Below are 22,693 nucleotides of genomic sequence, written 5' to 3' on the forward strand. Positions count from 1 at the left end.
TTCCTAACACTGATGAGAGAAATACAATTCAGAGAAGCGCTTCGCGAAGCAATGAACGAAGAGATGCGTAAAGATGAAACAATTTTTTTAATGGGCGAGGAAGTCGCTGAATATAACGGTGCTTACAAAGTAAGTCAAGGTATGCTTGATGAATTTGGTGCTAAACGTGTTATTGACACACCTATCGCTGAGCTTGGTTTCGCAGGTATTGGTGTTGGTGCTGCTATGAATGGTTTAAAACCAATTGTTGAATTCATGACATTCAACTTCTCTTTAGTAGCTATCGACCAAGTTATCAATGCTGCTGCAAAGATTCACCAAATGAGCGGTGGTCAATTCAGCTGTCCAATCGTATTTAGAGGTCCTACAGGAAATGCGGGTCAATTAGCGGCTCAGCACTCTCAAAACTTCGAGAACTGGTTTGCAAACACTCCAGGACTTAAAGTTGTAGTTCCTTCAAACCCATATGACGCAAAAGGTCTTTTAAAATCATCGATCATCGATCCAGATCCAGTAATCTTTATGGAGTCTGAGGTTATGTATGGTGATAAAGGTCAAGTTCCTGAAGAAGAGTATTACTTACCTATCGGAAAAGCAAACTTAGTAAAAGAAGGTACAGACGTTACAATCGTTTCTTTCGGTAAAATGGTTCCTCGCGTAGTAATCCCTGCGGTAGAAGAACTAGCGAAGGAAGGTATCAATGCTGAATTAATCGACTTACGTTCAGTTCGTCCAATTGACTTCCCAGCAATCATCGAATCTGTAAAGAAAACAAACCGTTTAGTAATTGTTGAAGAAGCATGGCCTATCGCTTCAATTTCTTCAGAAATTACTTTCCACGTTCAAAAACACGCTTTCGACTACTTAGACGCTCCAGTTATCCGCGTTACATCTGCAGATGTACCTCTAGGATACGCTCCTACATTAGTAGAAGCATCACTTCCTAGCATCGCTAAAGTTGTAAAAGCGGTGAAAGAAGTATCTTACGTTAAAAAGTAAAAAATATTTAAATAAACCAAAAAGAGCTGCCCAAATGGGCAGCTCTTTTTGGTTTATTTAGACGTTAGATATTAGATTTTAGACATTAGAATATGCTGTATTTGAATTCCAGGAAAGGAAGGATGCAAGGATGACCTTGATCCTGCGAATCTTTAAATCCTTCCTTTCTTGGTTCAAAACAATCTTCTCATTCTAAACCAAAGGTTCAAAAACGAGCCGAGCATACTCTAATGTTTTATATCTCACATCAAAATCTAACTACCAACTACGACAAAAAAACATTACTCCCCAATTCAAACCCTATGTATAACCATTTCAGACCCGCTTCCAAGGGTTGTGATAGGGTTTTGATATGACCTTAAAAGGGGATGTACTCATAGGAAGTTAAATATTTGTAGATGCCTGGCTAGGTAGCGGTTCAATTACTTATTTTTTTATGTACTTTAGAGCATTCTATAAATTTAAGCATATAACACTAACATTGTAGACAAAACATAAACTATGAAAAAACTATTCGTATTATTCTTACTATCATCTGCTGCATTATATACTAAAGCGCAACAAGTTGAATTTAAAATCAATATTCCTCTAAATAAGTCTTTTAAGCAAACGACCATCATGAAAACGGATGTGGAAGGAGAGCAAAGCTTAATCATGGACATGAACATGAAAAATACTGTTACAGGGATTAAGAAAGAGGGTGGCAATTATGTATTTGAGTCCGTAACAGACGCTATTAAGATGGATATGGACGCGGGGATGATGACGATGTCATATGATTCCGAAAATCCTTCAGACGATCCTATGGCAAAAATGCTGGCTGCGGAGATGGAAAAATTAATCGGCAAGAAGACTGTGATGACTATCTCAGAGAAAGGAAAACTGGTGGATGTAGCGATGCCTGAAGGAGTGGATACACCTGCCGGGCAGTCGATGGAGAACATGGGGATGACAGCGAGCTACCCTGACGGTGCGGTAAATCCTGGAGACACTTGGAATTCGGAGATCGATAGCAAACAAACGAAAATCAAAGCATTGAACAAGTATGTAGGTAAAGATGCTGAAGGATATATCATCGAGTCTACAGGCGATGTTTTCACGCCGACTGACGAGAAGATTGGATCATTCACTTCGAAATATGTATTGGACGAGAAAACCCACTATACCAAAGGCGCTAATATGAAAATGGATATGGATGCGCAAGGACAAAAGGTGGTTATTGAAATGAACATCACTGTAACCCCGTAAGGTACTTAGATAAAGAAAAAGCCCGATTGCAAGCAATCGGGCTTTTTTTATGGATTTCGCTTAAGATTAAGCGTTGATTTCTGATTTGTATTGATCTGCTGTTAATAATGCATCAACATCTGCAGCATTGTTCAATTTCACACGGATAATCCAACCTTCACCGTAAGGATCCGAATTTACTAATTCAGGAGATGCATCGATCGCATCGTTTACTTCTAAGATTGTCGCTGTAACTGGGATAAATAAGTCAGATACAGTTTTCACCGCTTCAATAGTACCGAATACTTCGTTCGCTGCTACTTCTTCACCCACTGTATTGATATCTACGAATACGATATCTCCTAATTCGCGTTGTGCGAAGTCTGTAATACCGATAACAGCTTCATCACCTTCCACACGAATCCATTCGTGATCTTTGGTGTATTTTAATTCAGAAGGAAAATTCATGTTTTTAATTTTTGTATTTCCCCAAAAATAGGATTAAGAAAGGAGATTACAAATTTAAATGTATTTTTATCGTATGAATAAGAGTATCGTTAAGCTGGCGAAAATAAGCCAAAAGGAAGAGCGTTTAATTATCGGTTTGATGTCCGGAACTTCGTTGGATGGTTTAGATATTGCCTTGTGTAGAATTGCCGGCTCCGGCACTTCAACCGAATTATCGCTTCTTCACTTTACAACGATGCCTTATGAAGACGAGTTCAGAGAATGGGTCCGTCAGGTGTTTGCGAAACGCGAGATAGATCATCAGGTACTTTGTGGGCTTAACGCTTACGTCGCTGAGGTCCATGCGCGTCTTATCCTAGATGCCCTAACCGAATGGGGTATTGATCCGGAAGAAATCGACGCGATTGCTAGTCATGGACAAACCGTATTTCACGCGCCACAGTCACTTACCGGCGACAACCGCTTGCCCAATTCTACGCTACAGATTGGCGATGGCGATCATTTTGCAGTACGTACGGGCATCATTACCTTAAGCGACTTCCGACAGAAGCATTTGGCTGCAGGCGGCGAAGGAGCTCCTTTGGCGGCCTATGGCGATTATCTTTTATTTAGCTCTCCCGATGAGCACAGGATATTATTGAATATTGGCGGTATCTCTAATTTTACGTTCTTACCACAGGTCGGAACCGGCTTGGAAGCTTATGCTACAGATTTAGGACCGGGTAATACCATGATGAATCAGTATATATTTCACCATTTTGGGAAGGAGATGGATTTAGATGCTGAACTCGCTCTATCAGGCAAAGCAGATCCTAATCTATTGAAACGTTTAATAAGCCATAACTTTTTGGCCCTTCCTTTCCCGAAAACAACCGGTCCAGAACTGTTCAACTTAGACTACTTGAGCCTTTGTCTGGAAGATTTACATTCTAATCAAGATTTCTCCCATGCGGATATCATGGCCACGTTGAACACATTTTCTGCTGAAACAATGATAGAGGGTATTAAAAGGGCAATCGAAGGCTTAGAAAACATAAAGGTCTATGTAAGCGGTGGGGGCTTGCACAATCCTATGCTTATGAAACAACTGAAAGCAGCTTTCCCGAATGCAGTATCCTCTTTCCTACAATTGGGATTGGATCCCGACGCGAAAGAAGCCTGTCTTTTTGCGGTGCTAGCCAATGAAACATTGGCCGGAGATCCGAATAACGTGACTTCCATCAAAGACTCTCCAGCGGTATGTATGGGGAAAATCAGCCTTCCCTATTGATCTAATGCAGTATGGATAAACTGCTTGAAGGGAATCATGCTTTCGTATGATTTGATCACGATATCTAGGGCTTTGTTAGATTCCATGTCTTTGCGACTGATATTCTTGGATAGAATAAAACTGCGGTGTTTTAGTATGTCAATATGCTCGTGATCGGCAGCATAGCCCGCGGGTGGTCTGCTCAGCTTGTCTTCGCTCGACATGTTTTCAGGCTTCCAGCCGCCCTTTTCTAGCGATTCGAACAAATCCTTCGCGTTATAATCAATCTCCTGTCTTATGGCTTCTAAGTGCTGTTTTTCGGGGCGCCAATAGCCAACAGCTAAGAAAGTGTCTTCGGGAGCAATATGTATATAATATTCCGGGCCCGCGAGCTTTCTTCCGTCTACGGAAATTCCGGCGGCAAACCAGGACTTATAAGGATCCTTATTCTTAGAAAAACGAACATCGCGGTAGATGCGGAACAAGCACTTCTTCGCCGAAATATCGGTATGTATATGGGGATCTAGATCGGCTAATCGTTGAATAATTGCCTCAATAAATTCAATGACATTGTTGTGTGCAGCATCGTATGCTGCCTTATGCTCTTGGAACCACTCTCTGTTGTTATTTTCCTTTAAGCTTACTAAGAAATCAAAGCTTGCCTTTTCGATTTTCATGTGCGTCTAAATAAATAAGAGTAAGAGAAACACTAATGGTGCGGCAATTAAAAGTCCGTCGAAACGGTCTAAGAAGCCGCCATGGCCAGGGAGTATCTGTCCGGAATCCTTAATTCCGAGACTGCGCTTCAGCATGGATTCTACCAGGTCGCCCAGCGTACCGAATACCGAAATGATCAGCGCGACGCTCCCCCACTGCATCTTGGTCAAAGAACCAAAATACTGCTCCAGATTTAATGCGATCAGCACTGCCAATGCAACGCCTCCGATAAAGCCTTCCCAAGTTTTGTTCGGGCTAATACGTTCGAATAGTTTGGTCTTGCCAAAAGCTCTACCCGATAAATAGGCTCCTGTATCGTTTGCCCAAAGAATAATTAAGAACCCTAGAGGAATGTAGGGGTTGAAGCTTCCTTGAACAAAACCCAATGCGATAAAGAATAAAAAAGGTATTGCGCCATACCAAATTCCAAGATAAGTGTATGCAATATCATGAAAGGGCTTATCTCGTTTTAAAAACAGAGAGGCAATGAAAATAAAGGAGAATAATGGTAAAATGAGCCATAGGTATTCTACATCAATTTGCCCCAATAGATATAAAGAAACCAATAATGCCAATACTGCAGCAGTGCCCAGACCAAGCGCCATCAATGGTTTTGTTTCTTCTGTTCTGCAAATGACAAAGAATTCGCGTGCTGCAAACACCCCGATCAAACTAAAAAACGCCACGAAGACATACTGATTCAATAGGGTTGCTAACACCAACGCAATCACAAAAAAGAGTCCTGTTATTGCTCTAGTCTTCATTGCTTAGTAATTCTTCATCGTTAAAACTATCCATAAGTGCTGTCGCTTCCAAGGTATGCTCATTATCTACATAGAGTTCTACCAATCCAAAATGATAGGAAGAATCTTGCTTATTTAATACCACAGCGGGGATATTGTTTTCTACCAACATCTGTTTTACGATTTCCGCCTGCAGCGGATTCGTAAAAACTTTTACTTTAGTCCAATTCGGATTCATCTAATCTTTTTAGTTCTTGTGACTTTTTATAAAAATAGTAACCGATCAATAAGGCCGCGATAAAGCTCGTGAAGTATATGATCGGTGAATAAACGTCTGCAGATTGCAGGTCGTCGTATGTCTTTCCTTGTTTATGGAAGGTATAGGCAATGATGGTTACTGTGGCATTATTCACGAAATGGGCAAATACCGGAACCCATATATTTTTGGTCCACACAAAGGCATATCCGAATATCAATCCGAGGATCATCCGTGGGAAAAAACCAAAGAACTGAACGTGGATCGCTGAGAAGATAATTGCGGTGATCCAGATGGCGGCATGTTGGTTGTCGAATATTCGATAACAGATATTCTGTAAGGCTCCGCGGAAAAAAAACTCCTCCACAATGGCGGGTATTACAGCCATAACCAAGATATTGACCATTAACCATTTCGGGCTATCGACCATGACCAAGCTCTTGGTCAGGTCTGCCATCGCATCTTCTTGCGTGCGCATCCAGGTTTCAATGCCGACAAGACTCTCCGGCAAGCTCATTTCCATATTCCATCGGCTGATGAGTTCCATAATCGGACTTGCCGCTAAAAGGAAAAGAAAGCTTAATCCGAGAAATAGATTCAATCGGCTATTTCTGGAAGGAAAGTAATCGAACTGTTCTCTTTCTAGCCGTTGCAATAGCACCGCAGGAAAGAGGAAGGTGCCTAAGCTGCTACTTGCTAATAGCAGGTAGAGCAAACTACGGTTGGATTCAGCTAAACTAAGTGGGTTACCGAGCGAAGTGATATCAAATTTTCCGGAGAATAGGGCAAAAAGGACAATGACAACGATCTGCGAAGCTAATGCTCCTACAAAGGTAAAGCCTAGCAAGGTCACTAGGGAAAGCCATGGCGAATGTGGTTTGGCGGCGTTCATATACTTATTGCTACTTAGAAAGTACAGCCATCAGGTCCGCAGCTTGCATCACCATCCTGGTCATTTAACATTTGGATTCCTGGGTTATTGGCTTTCCATTCGCTGAAGCTTTTCTCAAGCACTTCAACGAAGGACGCAACGGGCTGTGCTCCGGAAACTGCATATTTACGGTCGAAAAGGTAAAACGGTACCCCGCGAATACCGATGTGTTGCGCCTCTTTGATGTCTTGTTTTACTGCGTATGCATATTGCTCTGAGCTTAGTGCATCTTTAATTTCTTCTGCTGAGAAACCTAATGACTCGCCGACTTGTAGTAAAACATCGTCATTTTCGATATTTAATCCAGAAACAAAATGAGCCCCGAAAAGACGTTCTTTCATATCACTAGCTTTCCCTTTATTTTCGGCAAAGTGGATTAAGATATGTGACTTAAATGTATTTGCAGGGATATTGCTGTCGAAATCTATAGTAAGACCAGTTTCCTTAGCCATTTTGACAACATGAGAGGTCATTTCTTTGGCCTGTTCTATCGGCATCCCTTTTGATTTACTCAGCATAGAATACACCGTTTCTCCGGGTGTAAAGTGAGTTTCTGGGTTTAATTGATAGCTTTTATAGGCTACTTTTATTTGATTTGCAAAATCAACAGAAGCTAAAGCTTTTTCAAAATGATGCTTCCCAATATAACAAAAGGGGCACATGATATCCGACCAAATTTCTATAAGCATAGTCAAAAATACTGTTTTAATGGCATTAAACGAAAAAGCCCCAGCTTTTTGCCGGGGCTTTCCATTTAGTTTACACGGATTGGATCCGCTGGTTTCTTGAGTTCTTTATATGGATAGGTTTTCATTTCCTCTAATAACAGCTGTACGGTGCGTTCTAACTGCGGATCTCTTCCTTCCAATAGGTCTTTAGGCATTTGCTCGACAAAGATGTCTGGAGCCACCCCTTCGTTTTCTATGATGTAATTTCCATTTAAGTCGAAAACACCAAAGTTAGGCGAGGTAACACTTCCACCATCTAGTAGCGGAGGGTATCCGGAGATACCAACTAGGATTCCCATGGTTGTGCGTCCCACTAGTTTACCTAAGTTTTTGAAACGGAACATGTATGGCATCATATCACCACCAGACCCCGCATTTTCATTGATGAGCATGGCTTTCGGACCGAAAATACCGTTGCCCGGTGTCGTAAAGCTCTTTCCGTCGCGAATTCCCCAACCGGCAATCAGCTCACGTGATAATAGGTCGATGACATAATCGGCTACCGATCCGCCCCCATTATTACGTTCGTCGAGTAGCAGGGCTTTTTTGTCCATTTGCGAGAAATAATAACGGTTGAAGGAAGTGTATCCTTCTCTTCCGGTATTCGGCATATAAACGTAAGCTATTTGCCCATTGCTTAACTCATCTACTTTCTTTCTATTGCGCTCTACCCAATGTTGTCTGCGCAAGGCGACCTCATTCGAGAAGGAAATAGGGCGTACAATAACGTCTTTAGCTCCTGATAGGCTAGGTTTGTCATTCACCTTTAAATAGATCTGCTTGCCTACAGTAAAATCAAACAGGCTATAGATATCGATATCCGAAGTCAGTTCTTTGCCATTTACCGCAAGAATATACATGCCTTCGCGAATATTTAAACCCGGTTCTGCCAACGGTGCTTTAAACTCAGGGTTCCAGTCCATACGGTTGTAGATACGTTTGATTTTATATCTATTGTTTTCGATCGCATAATCTGCGCCTAAAACTCCCGCAGACACGGATGGTGCCGAAGGCTCATCGCCAGGCATAATGTAATTATGTCCTACGACCATCTCGCCCATCATTTCATTCAATAGGTATCCTAGGTCGGAACGGTGATTTACATAAGGCAGGAATTTCTCATATTTCGCTTTCACAGCATTCCAATCCACGCCGTGCATATTCTCTACATAGAAGAACTCCTTCTGCATCGCCCAAACCTCGTTGAAAATCTGATTCCATTCGGCAGCAGGATCTACTTGAAGCTTGATATTCTCCATCTTCAATTTGCCTGATTCGCCAGCAGGTTTATGGCCGGCATTGACGATATAATATCCCTGGCGGGTGCTATATAGCATTTGCTTTCCATCAGCAGATACCGCATAGCTTCCTAGTTTATCTACCAACGTTTTCTCTTCTAATTTGTTGAGATCAAATGCTATTAAACTTCCGTTTCGAACGTATAAGAGTGTGTTTTCTACATTTCCATTGAAGTTGTAAGCGCCTGCAGGAATTGGGAGTGCAATGATTCTGTTGTTGATGTTCGCATAATCCACTTTAACGGGCTTCACTTTATCAGTCGCCTTGTCTTCAGTTTTTGACTTGTCGGTTGACTCTTTCTTGCTACCCTTCTTCTTAGCTGTTTCTTTCTCCTTCTTATCTTCTTCTTTCACTGGCACATCGGTTTTTACCGTCTCCTCATCACTTTCATTTTTAAAGATAGAAGGGCTGTCGCTGGAAAGGATAAAAGCATACGCATTATATTCTGGCCGACGATCGTAGGCCGTCATGTGAAGACCACTATTCGTTAAACCGATGTTCGTACTTGCATTAAAGACTAAGTATTTGCCGTCGCGAGTAAAGGTAGGCTGGCTCACAGCACTCATACCATCAGTTATTTGCTGCGATTGCTTGCTATCTAAATGATAGATGAATATTGCATTGACGCCATTATTCAAGACTTTGCTATACGCGATAAGTTTGGAATCAAAAGACCAACTAGGTTGGAAAGGATTGTAGCTTCTGCCGGTATGAGAACCCAAATAATCGTCTGCAATCTTCGTAATTTGCTTAGAGTCGATATCCACATAATACAAGTTCAGATGCGCGTCATTGAAGAACAGCTTCTTACTATCGGGAGACCAAACGGGCTGAAAATAGAAGTTTGAATCGCCTAGTTTGATATAAGTTGGCTCGTCCATGGCCTTCTGATCGCGAAGCACAAGTTCGTAGCGACCGTTCTTATCAGAAAGGTAGGATATCCACTTTCCATTCGGCGACCATGCAGGATATCGCTCATGAGAGCCCGGTGAATTAGAAATGTTCCGAGCATCACCCTTTTCTTTAGGCACGGTGAAGATCTCGCCTCTGGATTCGAATAATGCGCGCTGACCCGTCGGTGAAATATTCCAGCCGCGGATAGCATTGTTCATTTCAACGTAATGTGGTCGTTTATAAACAGCATCAGCGTTTAATTGTATAGCAAGAGATTGGTTTTCTTTAGTGCTTGTATTCAACAGATGTATTTTGCCGGCTTGCTCAAAAACGAGTTCATTGCCCCTGCCCTGTAATGTGCGGACATCGTAATCTGTAAAGCTAGTTAATTTCTCAACCTTCTTAGTTTTGACATCGTAGCTGAATATGTTGACGATTTTATCGCGATCAGATAGAAAATACACCTTATCACCCATCCAGATCGGTTTAACATCATTACATCTTTCGCCCGGAACAACCTGAATGTCCTTTGTTTTAGTATCAAAGATCCAAATGGATGGCATGCCTCCACCTCTATAGCGCTTGAAAGCCACAGCATCACGCTCTGTAGGGTCGGTATTTTTGATATAAGCCCAATAACGTCCATCCGGAGAAGGAGCGCCTTGAGAAGCCTCCGGCATCATTAAAGGTAGATCCAATGCTCCATCCAATTTAGATTTATACAACCGGCTGCCTAAAGAATAGTCAAACTCTCTAGCCGTCGTGAAATAAACCTCATCGTTAGATAACCAACCCCGAACCACATCAGCAGACGGATGGCTAGTAATCCTTTTCGGTTCGCCACCATGTATGGAAATAACATATACATCGGTATTCCCGTCATAGTTCCCTGTAAAGGCAATCTGGCTACCATCTGGCGAGAAAATAGGATTTCGCTCGACCGCAGGGTTGACAGTTAAGCGTCTCGGATGTTGACCGTTTTTCTCAGCAATCCAAATATCACCACCATAAACGAAGGCTACATGTTGATCGCTGATTGTGGGATGTCGTAATAGAAGAGTTTCGTTTGTCGATTGAGCAAAACTAATCTGACTTGCTGACAAGGCAAGCAGAGTGAATAGATTCTTTAGCATATATTCAATTGGTAGTCAAAAATTGGGTTAAAAATTTCTCTAATATAAACTTATTTTTTCTGAAAGTATCTGTGAGCAAGCGCAATCAAGAAACTTCATCGCTCATTATATCGCAAAGAAACCAAAAAGGTTGTTACAACAATCCGCATATCGAACATGTTACAACACAAAAAAAGCCAGACAATGTCCGGCTTTGCAATATTTTAATTTAAATAAGGTACTAACCTTCTCCGTTAGCAATTTCTTCATCAACCAAAATACGACCACAGTGCTCGCAAATGATGATTTTCTTACGCTGACGAATCTCTGATTGCAATTGAGGTGGAATCTTGTTGTGACATCCTGAACAGCTATCACGCTCAATGAAAACAACTGCTAGTCCGTTGCGGAAAGAGTTACGAAGTTTGTTCGTTACTTTCAATAAGCGGTCTTCAATGTTCTTTTCAGCAGCTTGAACTTCAGCAAATAACTGATCTTCTTCTTTCTGAGTTTCAGAAGTAATGGTATCTAGTTCTTGTTTTTTCGCATCCAATTCCCCTTTGCTGAACTCTACGTTTTTCAAAGTAGCATCGTAAGATTCAGTTTTGTTCTTGATTTCGAACTCCGCTTCACGAATACGCTTTTCACAAACTTGAATTTCTAATCCTTGGATTTCAATCTCCTTAGAGATTGCGTCATATTCACGATTGTTTTTTACTTCGTTCAGTTGCGCTTCATATTTCTTGATCGCTGCTTGCGAATCTTTGATCATATTCTTGCGCTTCACAATTGAATCCTCTAATTCGTCTAATTCATTACGAATTTTTTCAATACGTGTATCTAGACCCGCGATTTCGTCTTCTAGGTCAGCTACCTCAATAGGTAACTCGCCACGTACTTGGCGAATTTTATCGATTTGGGTTTGAACTGATTGCCAAGCCCACAATGCTTTTAGTTTTTGTTCTACGGTTTGTTCCATTAACTGTAGTATTTTATTGGATTTGTGTCTATTTCCGTCAATAGGACAGCAAAGTTAGCAAATTTTTTCCGAATTATATCCAATAATAATTCTTGTGTAAATTGTTCACTTTCAAAATGTCCAATATCGGCGATTACTATTTTACCTTCTGCATCAAAAAACTCATGATATTTATAATCTGCTGTGATAAAGATATCAGCGCCCGAACGTATGGCGTCATTTAATAAGAAGCCGCCGGCACCTCCACAGAGTGCTACTCGGCTGATATTCTTTCCTTGAGTTGCTGTATGTCGTATGACTTGCAAATTGAATTTATCTTTCAGATAAGCCAAGAAATCTCGCTCACTCATCGGGTGTGCTAAGTTACCGATTGCTCCCGATCCGACGTAAGAGTGCGTATTTTCCAAGTTAATGATATGATAAGCCACTTCTTCATAAGGATGCGAAGCAAACATCGCTACTAGTATCTGGCGTTCAAGCTGCACAGGGAAAATTACTTCAATTTTCGTTTCCTCAACGCGTTCCTGCGAACCTACCTCCCCTATAGTAGGGTTGGCTCCTTCTAATGGTCTGAATGTTCCATAACCTGCAGTATTATAACTACATTGGTCGTAATCTCCTATGTGCCCTGCACCGGCTTCGAAGATAGCCTCTCTCACGGCATCGACATCTGCTCTGGGAACGTAGACCACTAATTTTTTCAAAAGACCTGCTTTTGGTCTCAACACCGCCTGATTCTGAAGACCTAATCGATCTGCCATCATCGAGCTTACCCCACCTTCAATATTATCCAGGTTCGTGTGGATAGCGTATAAGGCGATATTATTCTTAATTGCTTTAATTACCGTTCGCTCGACATAGTTTTTACCAGTTAGTTTCTTCAATCCAGAGAAGACGATGGGATGATGGGATATGATCAAACCACATCCTTTTGCAATTGCATCATCGACAACAGCTTCTGTACAATCTAGTGAAATTAATGCTTTATCAATTTCCTGCTCTGGGTTTCCGACGATAAGGCCAGAATTATCATAACTCTCTTGATAATTCAAAGGAGCAATTTGCTCCAAATAGGATGTAATATCTTTAATTTTCATCTTCCGTCTGATTATTTAATTGCTGTTCCTTCCATTTATCATGCGCAAGCAATAGCGATCTATACTGATTGATTTTGAACCAATAAGTAACGAAATAGACCAGGCTCACAATCATGCTCAACATTTTCCAAAAAATAGGAAAAGGGAGATTGTATATTAGAAAAGACCATGCAAAGGTCATTCCAGCGCCCATAGAAGGGTTTTCTTCTACGGCAATCTTACGATCATAAAACTCATTATTAAGGGAATAGGATAAACGCCGAGCCACTTCGAAGTTCCAATATATATTGAAGAATGGTATCACTAGAAACCATGCCTGATTTGGAAGAATAGCTTGATTCTCTTTAGAAATGAGCTTAAGGGTATTTCTGACGGTATTGGCGAATAGTATCCAAACCAATAAGATAAGGATAAAGAAAATGATCGCTAAACGTTGAAAATCTGCTAAAACTTCAGGGGATAATATTTCGGGCATTTATTTACTATTACTCAAATTGAAAATTGACTCCAATAAAGATACAAAAGATACCGTTAAATCGACTTTTATGGATGTACTTATTAAAATTAGCCAGCAAATAATAGGAATATGCATGGTTTTTTATGCAAATCTATCGGCTGATTTCGCCACTTTTCTATAGTCTGCGTATAGATATACTCGTCGTCCGCCGTGATATTACATGCGATACACAGTTTCGTTTGTGGCTTTGCTGTCTTTAAAAGCTCCGATAATAGCTGATTATTTCTGAACGGAGTCTCGATAAAAATCTGTGTTCTTTTTTCTCTTGCGCTTTCCTGTTCAATATCTTTTATCTTTTTCGTTCTAGCTCCTTTATCAATAGGTAAATAGCCAAGGAAGCAAAAGTTCTGCCCATTAAAACCGGATGCCATCAGCGACAAAAGAATAGAACTTGGCCCTACCAGAGGAACCACCTTAATCCCGCGCTTGTGTGCCTCAAATACCACATCAGCACCCGGATCCGCTACACCAGGGCAACCCGCTTCTGACATCAATCCTACATCTTCACCTTTCAATGCAGCGGCAAAAAGCTCCTGATAATTTACCTTATCTCGAGCATGTTTTCCATAATCATGAATCAGCAGTTGATTTTGCGGAGTCTTCAGTCCGGCTTCCTTCAGAAATTTCCTTGCCGTCTTTTCATTTTCTACGATATACTCCTTGATGTGGTTGATTAATTCTAGATGAAATAGGGTATACGAGGCTTTCTCCGCCTGCTCTGCTAGCGGTACGGGTATTAAATAAAGGGTTCCTTTTGCCATAATGCAAACCTACTTATTTAAAGTTTCAAAACTCTTAGGAACTACAATTTATTACCCCTTTTTGCGCATGTTTACTGTCTTCGCTCAACAAACCAGAGGCTATAGCTGTGTGAGCTAAGCGCTATCCTCCAATTACTTATGTAAAATAAATGTAGAAAAATATACTATTTTCAAACCATCGCATGATTATATTTGTCTGAATTATAAGTTTTAATATATTTGACTGAAATGGCGACACAAACCACATCAGGCGTAAAAATATCGGTTGAAGCGATTTATCAATCAGAATACTCCAATCCAGAGAATGAGCACTTCATGTTTGCGTACCGTATTACAATAGAAAATACGAGCGAATATACCGTACAGCTTATGCGCAGACATTGGAATATCTTTGACTCCAACGGTGATACAAAGCAAGTCGACGGCGAAGGTGTTGTTGGTGAGCAACCTGTGCTCCAACCTGGAGAAGTCCACCAATATGTCTCCGGATGTAATCTAAAGACAGACTTAGGCTTTATGGAGGGATATTACGAGATGCTCAGACAGTTGGACAACTCCATCTTCCATGTCCACATCCCACGATTTAATCTTATTGCAAGCTACCGTTTGAACTAACAGCAAAGGTCAGCCCTCTGTCTACTTTTCATTAATAGAGAGTACTTTTATAAATATTTAATAATTTTGTGCTTGGATAATTACGTCAACACAGCAGGTGAGTATACTAAGCACAGAACAAGTTAGCCATTCCTATAACGATAAGTGGCTATTTACTGATTTACATTTTGCATTGCAGAAAGGAGATCGGGTAGCATTGGTCGGAATCAATGGAACAGGAAAATCTACCCTATTAAAAATATTAGCCGAAACGGTTATTCCCAACAAAGGTCGTGTGGTAAAAGAAAAAGGATTACGCGTGGGTTATCTCCCACAAGATCCCGATTTCTCGGATCTTAAAACTATCAATGATTTTATCTATTCGGCTGAAAATGAGCAACAACAGCTCATTAAGGAATACGAGGAAATGATTGATAATCAAGATGTTAACTCCAAAAAATTTCAAGATTTAACAGACAAACTCACCGCATTAAATGCTTGGGAATATGAGAATAATATCAAAACTATTCTCAATAGATTTCAGATCAAAAACTTTAATCAAAAGATTGAGTCACTGAGTGGTGGGCAGAAGAAACGCCTAGCTCTAGCGAAGCTTCTAATCGACGAACCGGACATTTATATACTGGATGAGCCTACCAACCACTTGGATATTGAAACCATCGAGTGGTTAGAAAAGTTACTCACAACCGGAAGCAAAACGGTGCTCCTCGTCTCTCACGATAGGTACTTCTTAGATAATATCTGTACGGAAATTAGAGAGCTCGACAAGGGCAGTATCTATCTGTATAAGGGCAGCTATGCATACTTCCTGGAGAAGAAAGCAGAGCGCGAAGCGAATGATATTCTAGCTGCAGATAAAGCTCGCAATCTATGGCGTAAAGAGCTAGATTGGATGCGCCGTCAGCCACAAGCTCGAGGTACAAAAGCGAAGGCGAGAATAGAATCTTTCTATGATCTGGAAGAACGATCGAAAGGGCCAAGACAGAAGGATCAGGTTGAACTAAGTGTCAAAGTATCTCGTCAAGGAAATAAAATATTAGAGTTGGAGGAAGTCGGATTTGCCGTAGCAGATAAGACTATCATCAACTCCTTCACCTATACGTTCAAGAAGGGGGACCGTATTGGTCTAGCAGGAAAGAACGGAAGTGGGAAGACGACATTTTTAAATTTGATCACCGGTGCTCTCTCTCCTACCCAAGGAAAAATTGATGTAGGCGAAACTACGAAATACGGTTATTACAAACAGGAAGGTTTACAGGCAAGATCCGATGAACGCGTCCTGGATGTTGTTAAAAATATTGCGGACTTCATCGAAATGAAGAATGGAGAAGTCATTACGGCATCCCAGCTCCTAACTAAATTCTTATTTCCACCAGAGAAGCAATTCGGATTAGTCAACAAACTAAGCGGTGGGGAAAGAAAGCGACTACAGCTGATGCGCGTGTTAATGGCTAACCCGAACTTCCTCATTCTCGATGAGCCATCCAACGATCTCGATATCGATACCTTGAATGTGTTGGAAGATTTCTTAGAACAGTATCCCGGTATACTCATCTTAGTATCCCACGATCGTTACTTATTAGACAAGCTGACAGATCAACTCTTCATATTTACGGGCGATGGAGAAGTTGTAATATACAACGGTAATTACGCCGACTTCAAATTGGAACAAGAAGTGCTTAACAAAAAGGTCGAGAAGAAAGTCGAAAAACCGAAGCCAGTTATCGAAAAGAAGCAAAAACTAAGCTATAAAGAGCAGCGCGAATTTGAATCCCTAGAGACAGAAATCGCCGAATTGGAAGAGCAGATAGCCGAGCTAACCATTACCCTATCGAATACAACCGATCACGTCGAGTTACAAAAGATAGCAGAAGAAATAGAAAAGCATAAAGAATCGCTTGATGCGAAAAGCGAACGTTGGTTAACCCTTGCAGAATTTGCATAAGGTTCCACGTGAAACAATAGATTAAAACAACGGGTAATAAAACTTCGTTCCACGTGGAACAGAAAATATAAATATGTTTAAAAAATATAACGTCATCGTAGTTGGAGCCGGCCATGCCGGATGTGAGGCGGCAGCGGCAGCTGCTAACTTAGGATCGTCTGTGTTGCTCATCACCATGAACATGGGTGTTATCGCACAGATGAGTTGTAACCCCGCTATCGGCGGAGTAGCGAAAGGACAGATCGTTAGAGAGATTGACGCCATGGGTGGATACACTGGTATCATTGCAGATAAGTCAACCATACAATTTCGTATGCTTAACTTATCAAAAGGACCAGCCATGTGGAGCCCCAGAACACAGAACGACAGAATGCGTTTTGCAGAAGAATGGAGATGGCAATTAGAATCTCTACCTAATTTAGATATGTGGCAAGACACCGTAAAAGAGGTAATCGTTGAAAACGGTAGAGCTAAAGGAGTCATCACATCGATGGGAATTCGTATCGAAGCAGACGCAGTCGTATTAACAAACGGAACATTCCTAAATGGAGTAATACACGTCGGAGAAAAGAAATTTGGCGGTGGTAGAACAGGAGAAAAAGCAGCAACGGGATTAACAGAACAATTAGTATCCTTAGGCTTCGAGTCCGGAAGAATGAAAACCGGTACTCCCCCACGCGTCGACGGTCGAAGCCTAAACTACTCCTTAATGGAAGAACAATGGGGCGATGAAAAAAGAGGTAGATTTTCTTATACGAAAGTCGATGTTCCAACAGAACAACGCTGCTGTTGGATCACCTATACGAATGCCGAAGTACACGAAGTTTTGAAAACAGGCTTCGAGAAATCACCAATGTTCACCGGCCGCATCAAAGGATTAGGTCCGAGATATTGTCCTTCGATTGAAGATAAAATCAACAGATTCGCAGAGCGTGAAAGACATCAGATCTTTGTAGAACCTGAAGGATTCCGAACAGTAGAAATATATGTCAACGGATTCTCCACCTCTTTACCAGAGGACGTACAACTAAAAGCATTACAACTAATCCCAGGATTTGAAAATGCGAAGATGTACAGACCAGGATATGCCATCGAATATGACTTCTTCCCTCCGATGCAACTTGACCTAACATTAGAAACGTTGCACGTGAAACATCTATTCTTTGCAGGCCAAATTAACGGAACGACAGGATACGAAGAAGCGGCAGCTCAAGGATTCGTAGCTGGTATCAATGCGCACCAAAGAATAAATGATCTTCATGAATTGATCTTAAAAAGATCGGAGTCTTATATCGGTGTATTGATCGATGACCTTGTGACAAAAGGTACGGAAGAACCATACCGAATGTTTACATCGCGCGCGGAACACAGATTACTATTACGTCAAGATAATGCCGACATCCGCCTTACCCCGATCGCTCATAAATTAGGATTAGTGTCCGACGAAAGATTAGCCATTGTAAATGAAAAAGTAAAAAACTCAGACGACATCGTAGATTACTTCAGAACGAACTCCGTATCTACAGAAACGATGAATCCCGTTCTAGCAGACAAAGGTTCTAGTCTATTGACACAAAAAACTAGACTCTTCAACATCCTTAGCAGACCACAAATCGAGATCAAGGACTTAGCGAAAGCCGACGAAGAACTACGTACTTACTTAAGCCAGTTCGACGAAGAAACGATCGAGCAAGCAGAGATCAAAGTAAAATACGAAAGCTACTTCGAGAAAGAAATGGAGATCGTGAATAAAATGAAAAAGATGGAAGACAAAGAAATCAATCCTGACTTTGATTATAATTCGCTAACTTCCCTCTCCATTGAAGCACGTCAAAAACTACTGAAAGTGAAACCAAGAACATTGGGCCAAGCTTCACGAATTTCAGGAGTTTCGCCGGCCGATATTAGTGTTTTAATGGTACATATGAGTTAATATACTGATTATCAATATATTAACTATAAAAAAAATAAACACTTAATATAAAGCGATATAAACGAATAAAATAAAATTTATGACTTCTGATTCCAAAAAAGATAAAAACTCTTTAAATCGCTTAAAAATAGCCTTAATCACAAAATGGCCATTTTTATTAGTTTTAATAGTCATCAGCTTTAGCTTTTTTCAATGTGCAAACATGCAACGTCCAACGGGCGGCCCAAAAGATTCCTTACCACCAAAAGTATTGAATGAATCTCCGGCCAACCTAACGAAAAATTTCAAAAACAAAGAAATCGTTTTAACATTTGATGAATACATTAAAATAACGAATCAGCAGAAAGAGTTCACCATCTCACCAGATGTCGAAACTCAACCCATTTATAAAATCAAGAAAAAGAACTTACATATTGTTCTTCCAGATTCCCTAGAAGCTAACACGACTTATACGATCAACTTCGGTAAGGGCTTGGTAGATTACAATGAAGGTAATCCCCTACCCAACTATACTTATGTATTCGCAACGGGCAATCAACTCGACTCCCTATCGATCACCGGTAAAGTGATGAATGGTTACAAAAAGACTTTTGATTATTCAGAAGACAAAGATGTTAATGTCATCCTCATCCCGACCAGCCGCGACAGCATTTTTGGAAAACGAAAAGCATCCTATTATACAGCTGTAGATTCATCTGGAAACTTCCAATTTCACAACCTCCGTGAAGACACTTATCGTATCTATGCCATCAAGGAACAAAATAACGATAAGATATTCAATGGCCCGGATGAATGGATAGGCTTCTTACAGGACAGTTTAGTATTAACCAGCAACATACACAACGTACATTTGGAATACACCAAAGGAAAAGCTTCTATCTTACGGAACCTGGACAAGAAAATGGAAAAAGACGGTAGTATTTTCCTAACCTTTAATAGGACCTTAGAAGATCCTGAATTAAGGATTATTACCCCGGCAGATCTAGACGCAAATAAATTGGTTCGCTTCAATGAAACAGTCGATACAGCAAGAATGTATTTGGAATCTGTTGAAATCGATTCATTGAATATAGAATTATCCGAAGCAGGCGAAGTAATGGATACCATCAAATTCCGTAAGCCTCGAAATCTAAAAACAGAACGTATAATAGAACCAAAATTCAATATCACGAACAAAGTAGATCGCGTAAAGCACATCGAACTACGTTCCAACTATCCTATTGCCTCGGTCGATAAGAACAAAATCATCCTAAATGAGGACTCTGTTTCACGTCGAAATTTCCAACTCCAACAAGATAGTATCGACAAGGAAATGTATCATATTCGCTTTAACTGGCGACCAAATCGAAACTACGAAATTGTACTGCAAGAGAAGGCCATCTTAGGTCCATTCGATGAATTCAATAAGGAATCAAAACTACAATTTACGCTGAATGAAACGGAAAACTATGGAGATATCATTCTCACATTCAATGGATTAGACACAGCCAAAAGCTATATCATTGAATTAATAGATGAGAAAAAAGAAAATATATTCGACAAACGGGTTCTCAGTGGAACAAACAAGCTATCCTATATCAAATTCAATGGTGGAAAATACAGTATCCGTATTATTGAAGACAGCAATAACAATGGCAAATGGGATACCGGAGATGTCTATACCAGAACTAAACAAGAACGTATCTGGTATCTAGATCGCACATTTACGATCCGAGCTAACTGGGAACAAAATGAGACGATCGACGTTAAATTTGATGAAAACTAATCCTGATCGGTAAACCAGGAACTATAAAGCACGTAATTGTGCGGAAGACGTTTTAAAAGATCAAGCTGCTCCTCTGTGAGCAGCTTGATCTTTTTAGCGGGTACACCGGCATATAGATAGCCAGATTCGCAAACCATATTTTCTAATACAACAGCGCCGGCAGCGATAATGACGTTTGACTGTACATGTGCTCTATCCATTACAATAGCACCCATACCAATCAACGCATAATCATCTATGCGACAACCGTGTACAATAGCGTTATGACCAATATTAACGTAGTTACCTATATCTGTTCCATTCTTCTGATAGGTCCCATGTATAGTAACATTATCCTGAATATTTGAGTAAGCCCCAATCTTGATATAATTCACATCGCCACGAATAACAGCGTTGAACCATACTGAACAATGATCCGAAATAGAAACATCGCCAACAATAGTCGAATTAGGCGCTATAAAGCATTCTTCACCAAAAGTAGGGTATTTATCCAGTACAGGTAATATCGTCGCCATAAGCTATCTAAAATACTATAAAACAGTGTCTTTCAATTCATCAGCATGCTGAGGATAATCGGTCGTATAATGCAAACCACGGCTTTCCTTACGAAGCGTAGCTGATTTTACTACTAAAAAGGCTACCTGAATTACATTCCGAAGCTCGCAAAGTTTTACAGATAATCTCGTGTTCTTATAGAACGACTCCGTCTCCTCATGCAACAAGCCAAGACGACGCATCGCTCTTTCTAAACGGAAATCCGAACGAACAATCCCCACATAATCACTCATCAGTTTCTGTGTTTCACGTAGATTATGTGTTACTAATATATCTTCATTGGATAAAGCGGTGTTAGACTCATCCCAGGAAGGAATCCCCTCTTGGAAATCCAAACTAGGAAAGACTTCGCTTGCATTTTGGAAAATACGATGCGCATACACAGCCGCCTCAAGTAACGAGTTGGATGCCAAACGATTAGCACCATGTAAGCCTGTAGAAGAGCATTCTCCGCAGGCATATAAATTCTTGATCGAAGTAGCCCCAAACTCATCAACCATAATCCCCCCACATAAATAATGAGCTGCTGGCGAAACCGGAATATAATCCTTCGTCATATCTAAACCTACGGATAAACATTTCTCATAAATATTAGGGAAATGCGAAAGAATATCCGCCTTCGATCGATGTGTTATATCCAAATACACGTAATCTAGTCCAGATTTCTTCATCTCCGCATCAATTGCTCTAGCAACGATATCACGTGGCGCTAAAGAAGCGCGTTCGTCATACTCCTCCATAAAGGAATCACCATTCACACGACGCAACACACCGCCGAAACCTCGCACAGCTTCCGATATCAAAAAAGCCGGATATTCCCGAGGATTGTACAAAGCCGTCGGATGGAACTGAATAAACTCCATATTCCGAACCTTACCTTTCGCACGGAACACCATCGCTATTCCATCGCCGGTAGCAATTGTGGGATTCGTTGTGGATGAATAAACGTGTCCAGCACCCCCTGTGGCCATTAATGTTACCTTTGCTAACACTTTTTCCACATTCTTTGTACGCGTATTTAACGCGTAAATACCATAACAAGTAATATTATCAGAACGTTTATCCACATGTTCACCTAAGTGGTGCTGCGTAATCAAATCCACAGCAAAGTAATGTGTTAATATCTCAATATTCGGATGCGCGTGAATCTTAGCTAATAATGCACGCTCAATCTCATAACCCGTAATGTCCTTATAATGAAGGATCCTATGCATAGAATGCCCACCCTCTTTCGCAAGATCATACTCACCGGAGTCCTCTTTATCAAAAGAAGTTCCATACGCAATCAGCTCAGCAATGCGGTCCGGCCCTTCTTTCACCACGTTTTCCACAACTTGTGAATCACATAAACCATCTCCCGCTATTAATGTATCTTGAATATGCTTCTCAAAACTGTCAGTTTCATCCGTGACCACGGCCACTCCACCCTGCGCATATTTCGTATTCGACTCATCCTCATTGGCTTTCGTCACGATGAGCACCTTTCCAAGATCCGCAGCCTTCAATGCAAAACTTAGTCCTGCAATACCTGAACCGACTACTAAAAAATCTACTTTTCTATCAAGCATCTATAATCAACTATTATTCTAATTAGGAATCAACAAATTAACAAATAATGTGCAAAACATGTAAATAAGAAGTGAATTAAAAATGAAAACTATTTATTAATCCACAATCCACAGGTTTTACACACAAATATTACCAAAATATTAAGAGAATGTGTTACGTATATTAACAAATCCCAACAGAAATAAAATGAACAATAAAATATGGAAAAAATAAACCCTGAAAAAAATAAGAATTGAAAATCAGCACTTAAAGGGTTGAAAACTGTGGATAAATTGTGGAAAAACATAGAATAACGAAGAAATAAAATCAAAAATCACAAACTTATCCCCATTAT

The 22,693-nt window shown here is 40.6% G+C and carries 20 protein-coding genes; 7 read left to right on the forward strand and 13 right to left on the reverse strand.

Annotated elements, in window-relative coordinates:
* Positions 1–12 precede the first annotated feature (12 nt).
* Positions 13–999 (forward strand): pyruvate dehydrogenase complex E1 component subunit beta, encoded by a 987-nt coding sequence (locus DSM08_RS18820; RefSeq protein WP_149527577.1) that lies wholly within the window; start codon positions 13–15, stop codon positions 997–999.
* 501 nt (positions 1,000–1,500) lie between these two features.
* Positions 1,501–2,247: a DUF6263 family protein gene (locus DSM08_RS18825; protein ID WP_149527578.1), complete on the forward strand. Its 747-nt coding sequence runs from the start codon at positions 1,501–1,503 to the stop codon at positions 2,245–2,247.
* Positions 2,248–2,313: 66 nt separating this feature from the next.
* On the opposite strand, the gene gcvH is transcribed toward DSM08_RS18825, so the two are convergent.
* Positions 2,314–2,694 carry a glycine cleavage system protein GcvH gene (gene gcvH / locus DSM08_RS18830; RefSeq protein WP_149527579.1) on the reverse strand — a complete coding sequence of 127 codons (381 nt, stop codon included), beginning with the start codon at positions 2,692–2,694 and terminating at the stop codon, positions 2,314–2,316.
* Between the two features lie 73 nt (positions 2,695–2,767).
* On the opposite strand from gcvH, the gene DSM08_RS18835 reads away from it, so the two are divergent.
* Entirely contained in the window at positions 2,768–3,964 is a 1,197-nt protein-coding gene (locus tag DSM08_RS18835) for an anhydro-N-acetylmuramic acid kinase (protein ID WP_149527580.1), read from the forward strand.
* Here the strand turns inward: DSM08_RS18835 and DSM08_RS18840 are convergent.
* The 10 genes from DSM08_RS18840 to DSM08_RS18885 all read right to left on the reverse strand — a co-directional run bounded on the left by DSM08_RS18840 (position 3,958) and on the right by DSM08_RS18885 (position 13,977).
* Positions 3,958–4,620, reverse strand: coding sequence for a DUF2461 domain-containing protein (locus DSM08_RS18840; protein WP_149527581.1), 663 nt, complete (start codon positions 4,618–4,620; stop codon positions 3,958–3,960). The genes DSM08_RS18835 and DSM08_RS18840 overlap by 7 nt on opposite strands.
* Before the next feature lie 6 nt (positions 4,621–4,626).
* On the reverse strand, positions 4,627–5,424 hold the full coding sequence (locus tag DSM08_RS18845) for a phosphatidate cytidylyltransferase (RefSeq protein ID WP_149527582.1): 798 nt from the start codon (positions 5,422–5,424) through the stop codon (positions 4,627–4,629).
* On the reverse strand, positions 5,414–5,641 hold the full coding sequence (locus DSM08_RS18850; protein ID WP_149527583.1) for a putative signal transducing protein: 228 nt from the start codon (positions 5,639–5,641) through the stop codon (positions 5,414–5,416). The genes DSM08_RS18845 and DSM08_RS18850 overlap by 11 nt, the downstream gene beginning before the upstream one ends.
* A complete protein-coding gene (locus DSM08_RS18855; RefSeq protein WP_149527584.1) occupies positions 5,622–6,551 on the reverse strand; it encodes a CPBP family intramembrane glutamic endopeptidase in 930 nt (309 codons plus the stop codon). The genes DSM08_RS18850 and DSM08_RS18855 overlap by 20 nt, the downstream gene beginning before the upstream one ends.
* A 14-nt stretch (positions 6,552–6,565) precedes the next feature.
* Positions 6,566–7,279, reverse strand: coding sequence for a DsbA family oxidoreductase (locus DSM08_RS18860; protein ID WP_149527585.1), 714 nt, complete (start codon positions 7,277–7,279; stop codon positions 6,566–6,568).
* Between the two features lie 65 nt (positions 7,280–7,344).
* Complete coding sequence (locus tag DSM08_RS18865) at positions 7,345–10,644, reverse strand: S41 family peptidase (protein WP_149527586.1); 3,300 nt, start codon at positions 10,642–10,644, stop codon at positions 7,345–7,347.
* A 220-nt stretch (positions 10,645–10,864) separates the two neighbouring features.
* Positions 10,865–11,602 carry a zinc ribbon domain-containing protein gene (locus tag DSM08_RS18870; RefSeq protein ID WP_149527587.1) on the reverse strand — a complete coding sequence of 246 codons (738 nt, stop codon included), beginning with the start codon at positions 11,600–11,602 and terminating at the stop codon, positions 10,865–10,867.
* Positions 11,602–12,699: a Nif3-like dinuclear metal center hexameric protein gene (locus DSM08_RS18875; protein WP_149527588.1), complete on the reverse strand. Its 1,098-nt coding sequence runs from the start codon at positions 12,697–12,699 to the stop codon at positions 11,602–11,604. The genes DSM08_RS18870 and DSM08_RS18875 overlap by 1 nt, the downstream gene beginning before the upstream one ends.
* Positions 12,689–13,174, reverse strand: coding sequence for a hypothetical protein (locus DSM08_RS18880; RefSeq protein WP_149527589.1), 486 nt, complete (start codon positions 13,172–13,174; stop codon positions 12,689–12,691). The genes DSM08_RS18875 and DSM08_RS18880 overlap by 11 nt, the downstream gene beginning before the upstream one ends.
* Before the next feature lie 89 nt (positions 13,175–13,263).
* Positions 13,264–13,977: an SAM-dependent methyltransferase gene (locus DSM08_RS18885; protein ID WP_149527590.1), complete on the reverse strand. Its 714-nt coding sequence runs from the start codon at positions 13,975–13,977 to the stop codon at positions 13,264–13,266.
* A 228-nt stretch (positions 13,978–14,205) separates the two neighbouring features.
* Between DSM08_RS18885 and apaG the strand changes: the two genes are divergently transcribed.
* The 4 genes from apaG to DSM08_RS18905 all read left to right on the forward strand — a co-directional run bounded on the left by apaG (position 14,206) and on the right by DSM08_RS18905 (position 20,235).
* On the forward strand, positions 14,206–14,592 hold the full coding sequence (gene apaG / locus DSM08_RS18890; RefSeq protein WP_149527591.1) for a Co2+/Mg2+ efflux protein ApaG: 387 nt from the start codon (positions 14,206–14,208) through the stop codon (positions 14,590–14,592).
* 97 nt (positions 14,593–14,689) lie between these two features.
* A complete protein-coding gene (locus DSM08_RS18895) occupies positions 14,690–16,537 on the forward strand; it encodes an ABC-F family ATP-binding cassette domain-containing protein (protein ID WP_149527592.1) in 1,848 nt (615 codons plus the stop codon).
* A gap of 73 nt (positions 16,538–16,610) precedes the next feature.
* A complete protein-coding gene (gene mnmG / locus DSM08_RS18900) occupies positions 16,611–18,470 on the forward strand; it encodes a tRNA uridine-5-carboxymethylaminomethyl(34) synthesis enzyme MnmG (protein ID WP_149527593.1) in 1,860 nt (619 codons plus the stop codon).
* 202 nt (positions 18,471–18,672) lie between these two features.
* Entirely contained in the window at positions 18,673–20,235 is a 1,563-nt protein-coding gene (locus DSM08_RS18905; protein WP_246172368.1) for an Ig-like domain-containing domain, read from the forward strand.
* On the opposite strand, the gene DSM08_RS18910 is transcribed toward DSM08_RS18905, so the two are convergent.
* Positions 20,232–20,750, reverse strand: coding sequence for a gamma carbonic anhydrase family protein (locus tag DSM08_RS18910; protein WP_149527595.1), 519 nt, complete (start codon positions 20,748–20,750; stop codon positions 20,232–20,234). The genes DSM08_RS18905 and DSM08_RS18910 overlap by 4 nt on opposite strands.
* A gap of 15 nt (positions 20,751–20,765) precedes the next feature.
* On the reverse strand, positions 20,766–22,358 hold the full coding sequence (nadB, locus tag DSM08_RS18915; RefSeq protein WP_149527596.1) for an L-aspartate oxidase: 1,593 nt from the start codon (positions 22,356–22,358) through the stop codon (positions 20,766–20,768).
* Positions 22,359–22,693 lie beyond the last annotated feature (335 nt).

The organism is Sphingobacterium hotanense, assembly GCF_008274825.1.
Lineage (GTDB): Bacteria > Bacteroidota > Bacteroidia > Sphingobacteriales > Sphingobacteriaceae > Sphingobacterium > Sphingobacterium hotanense.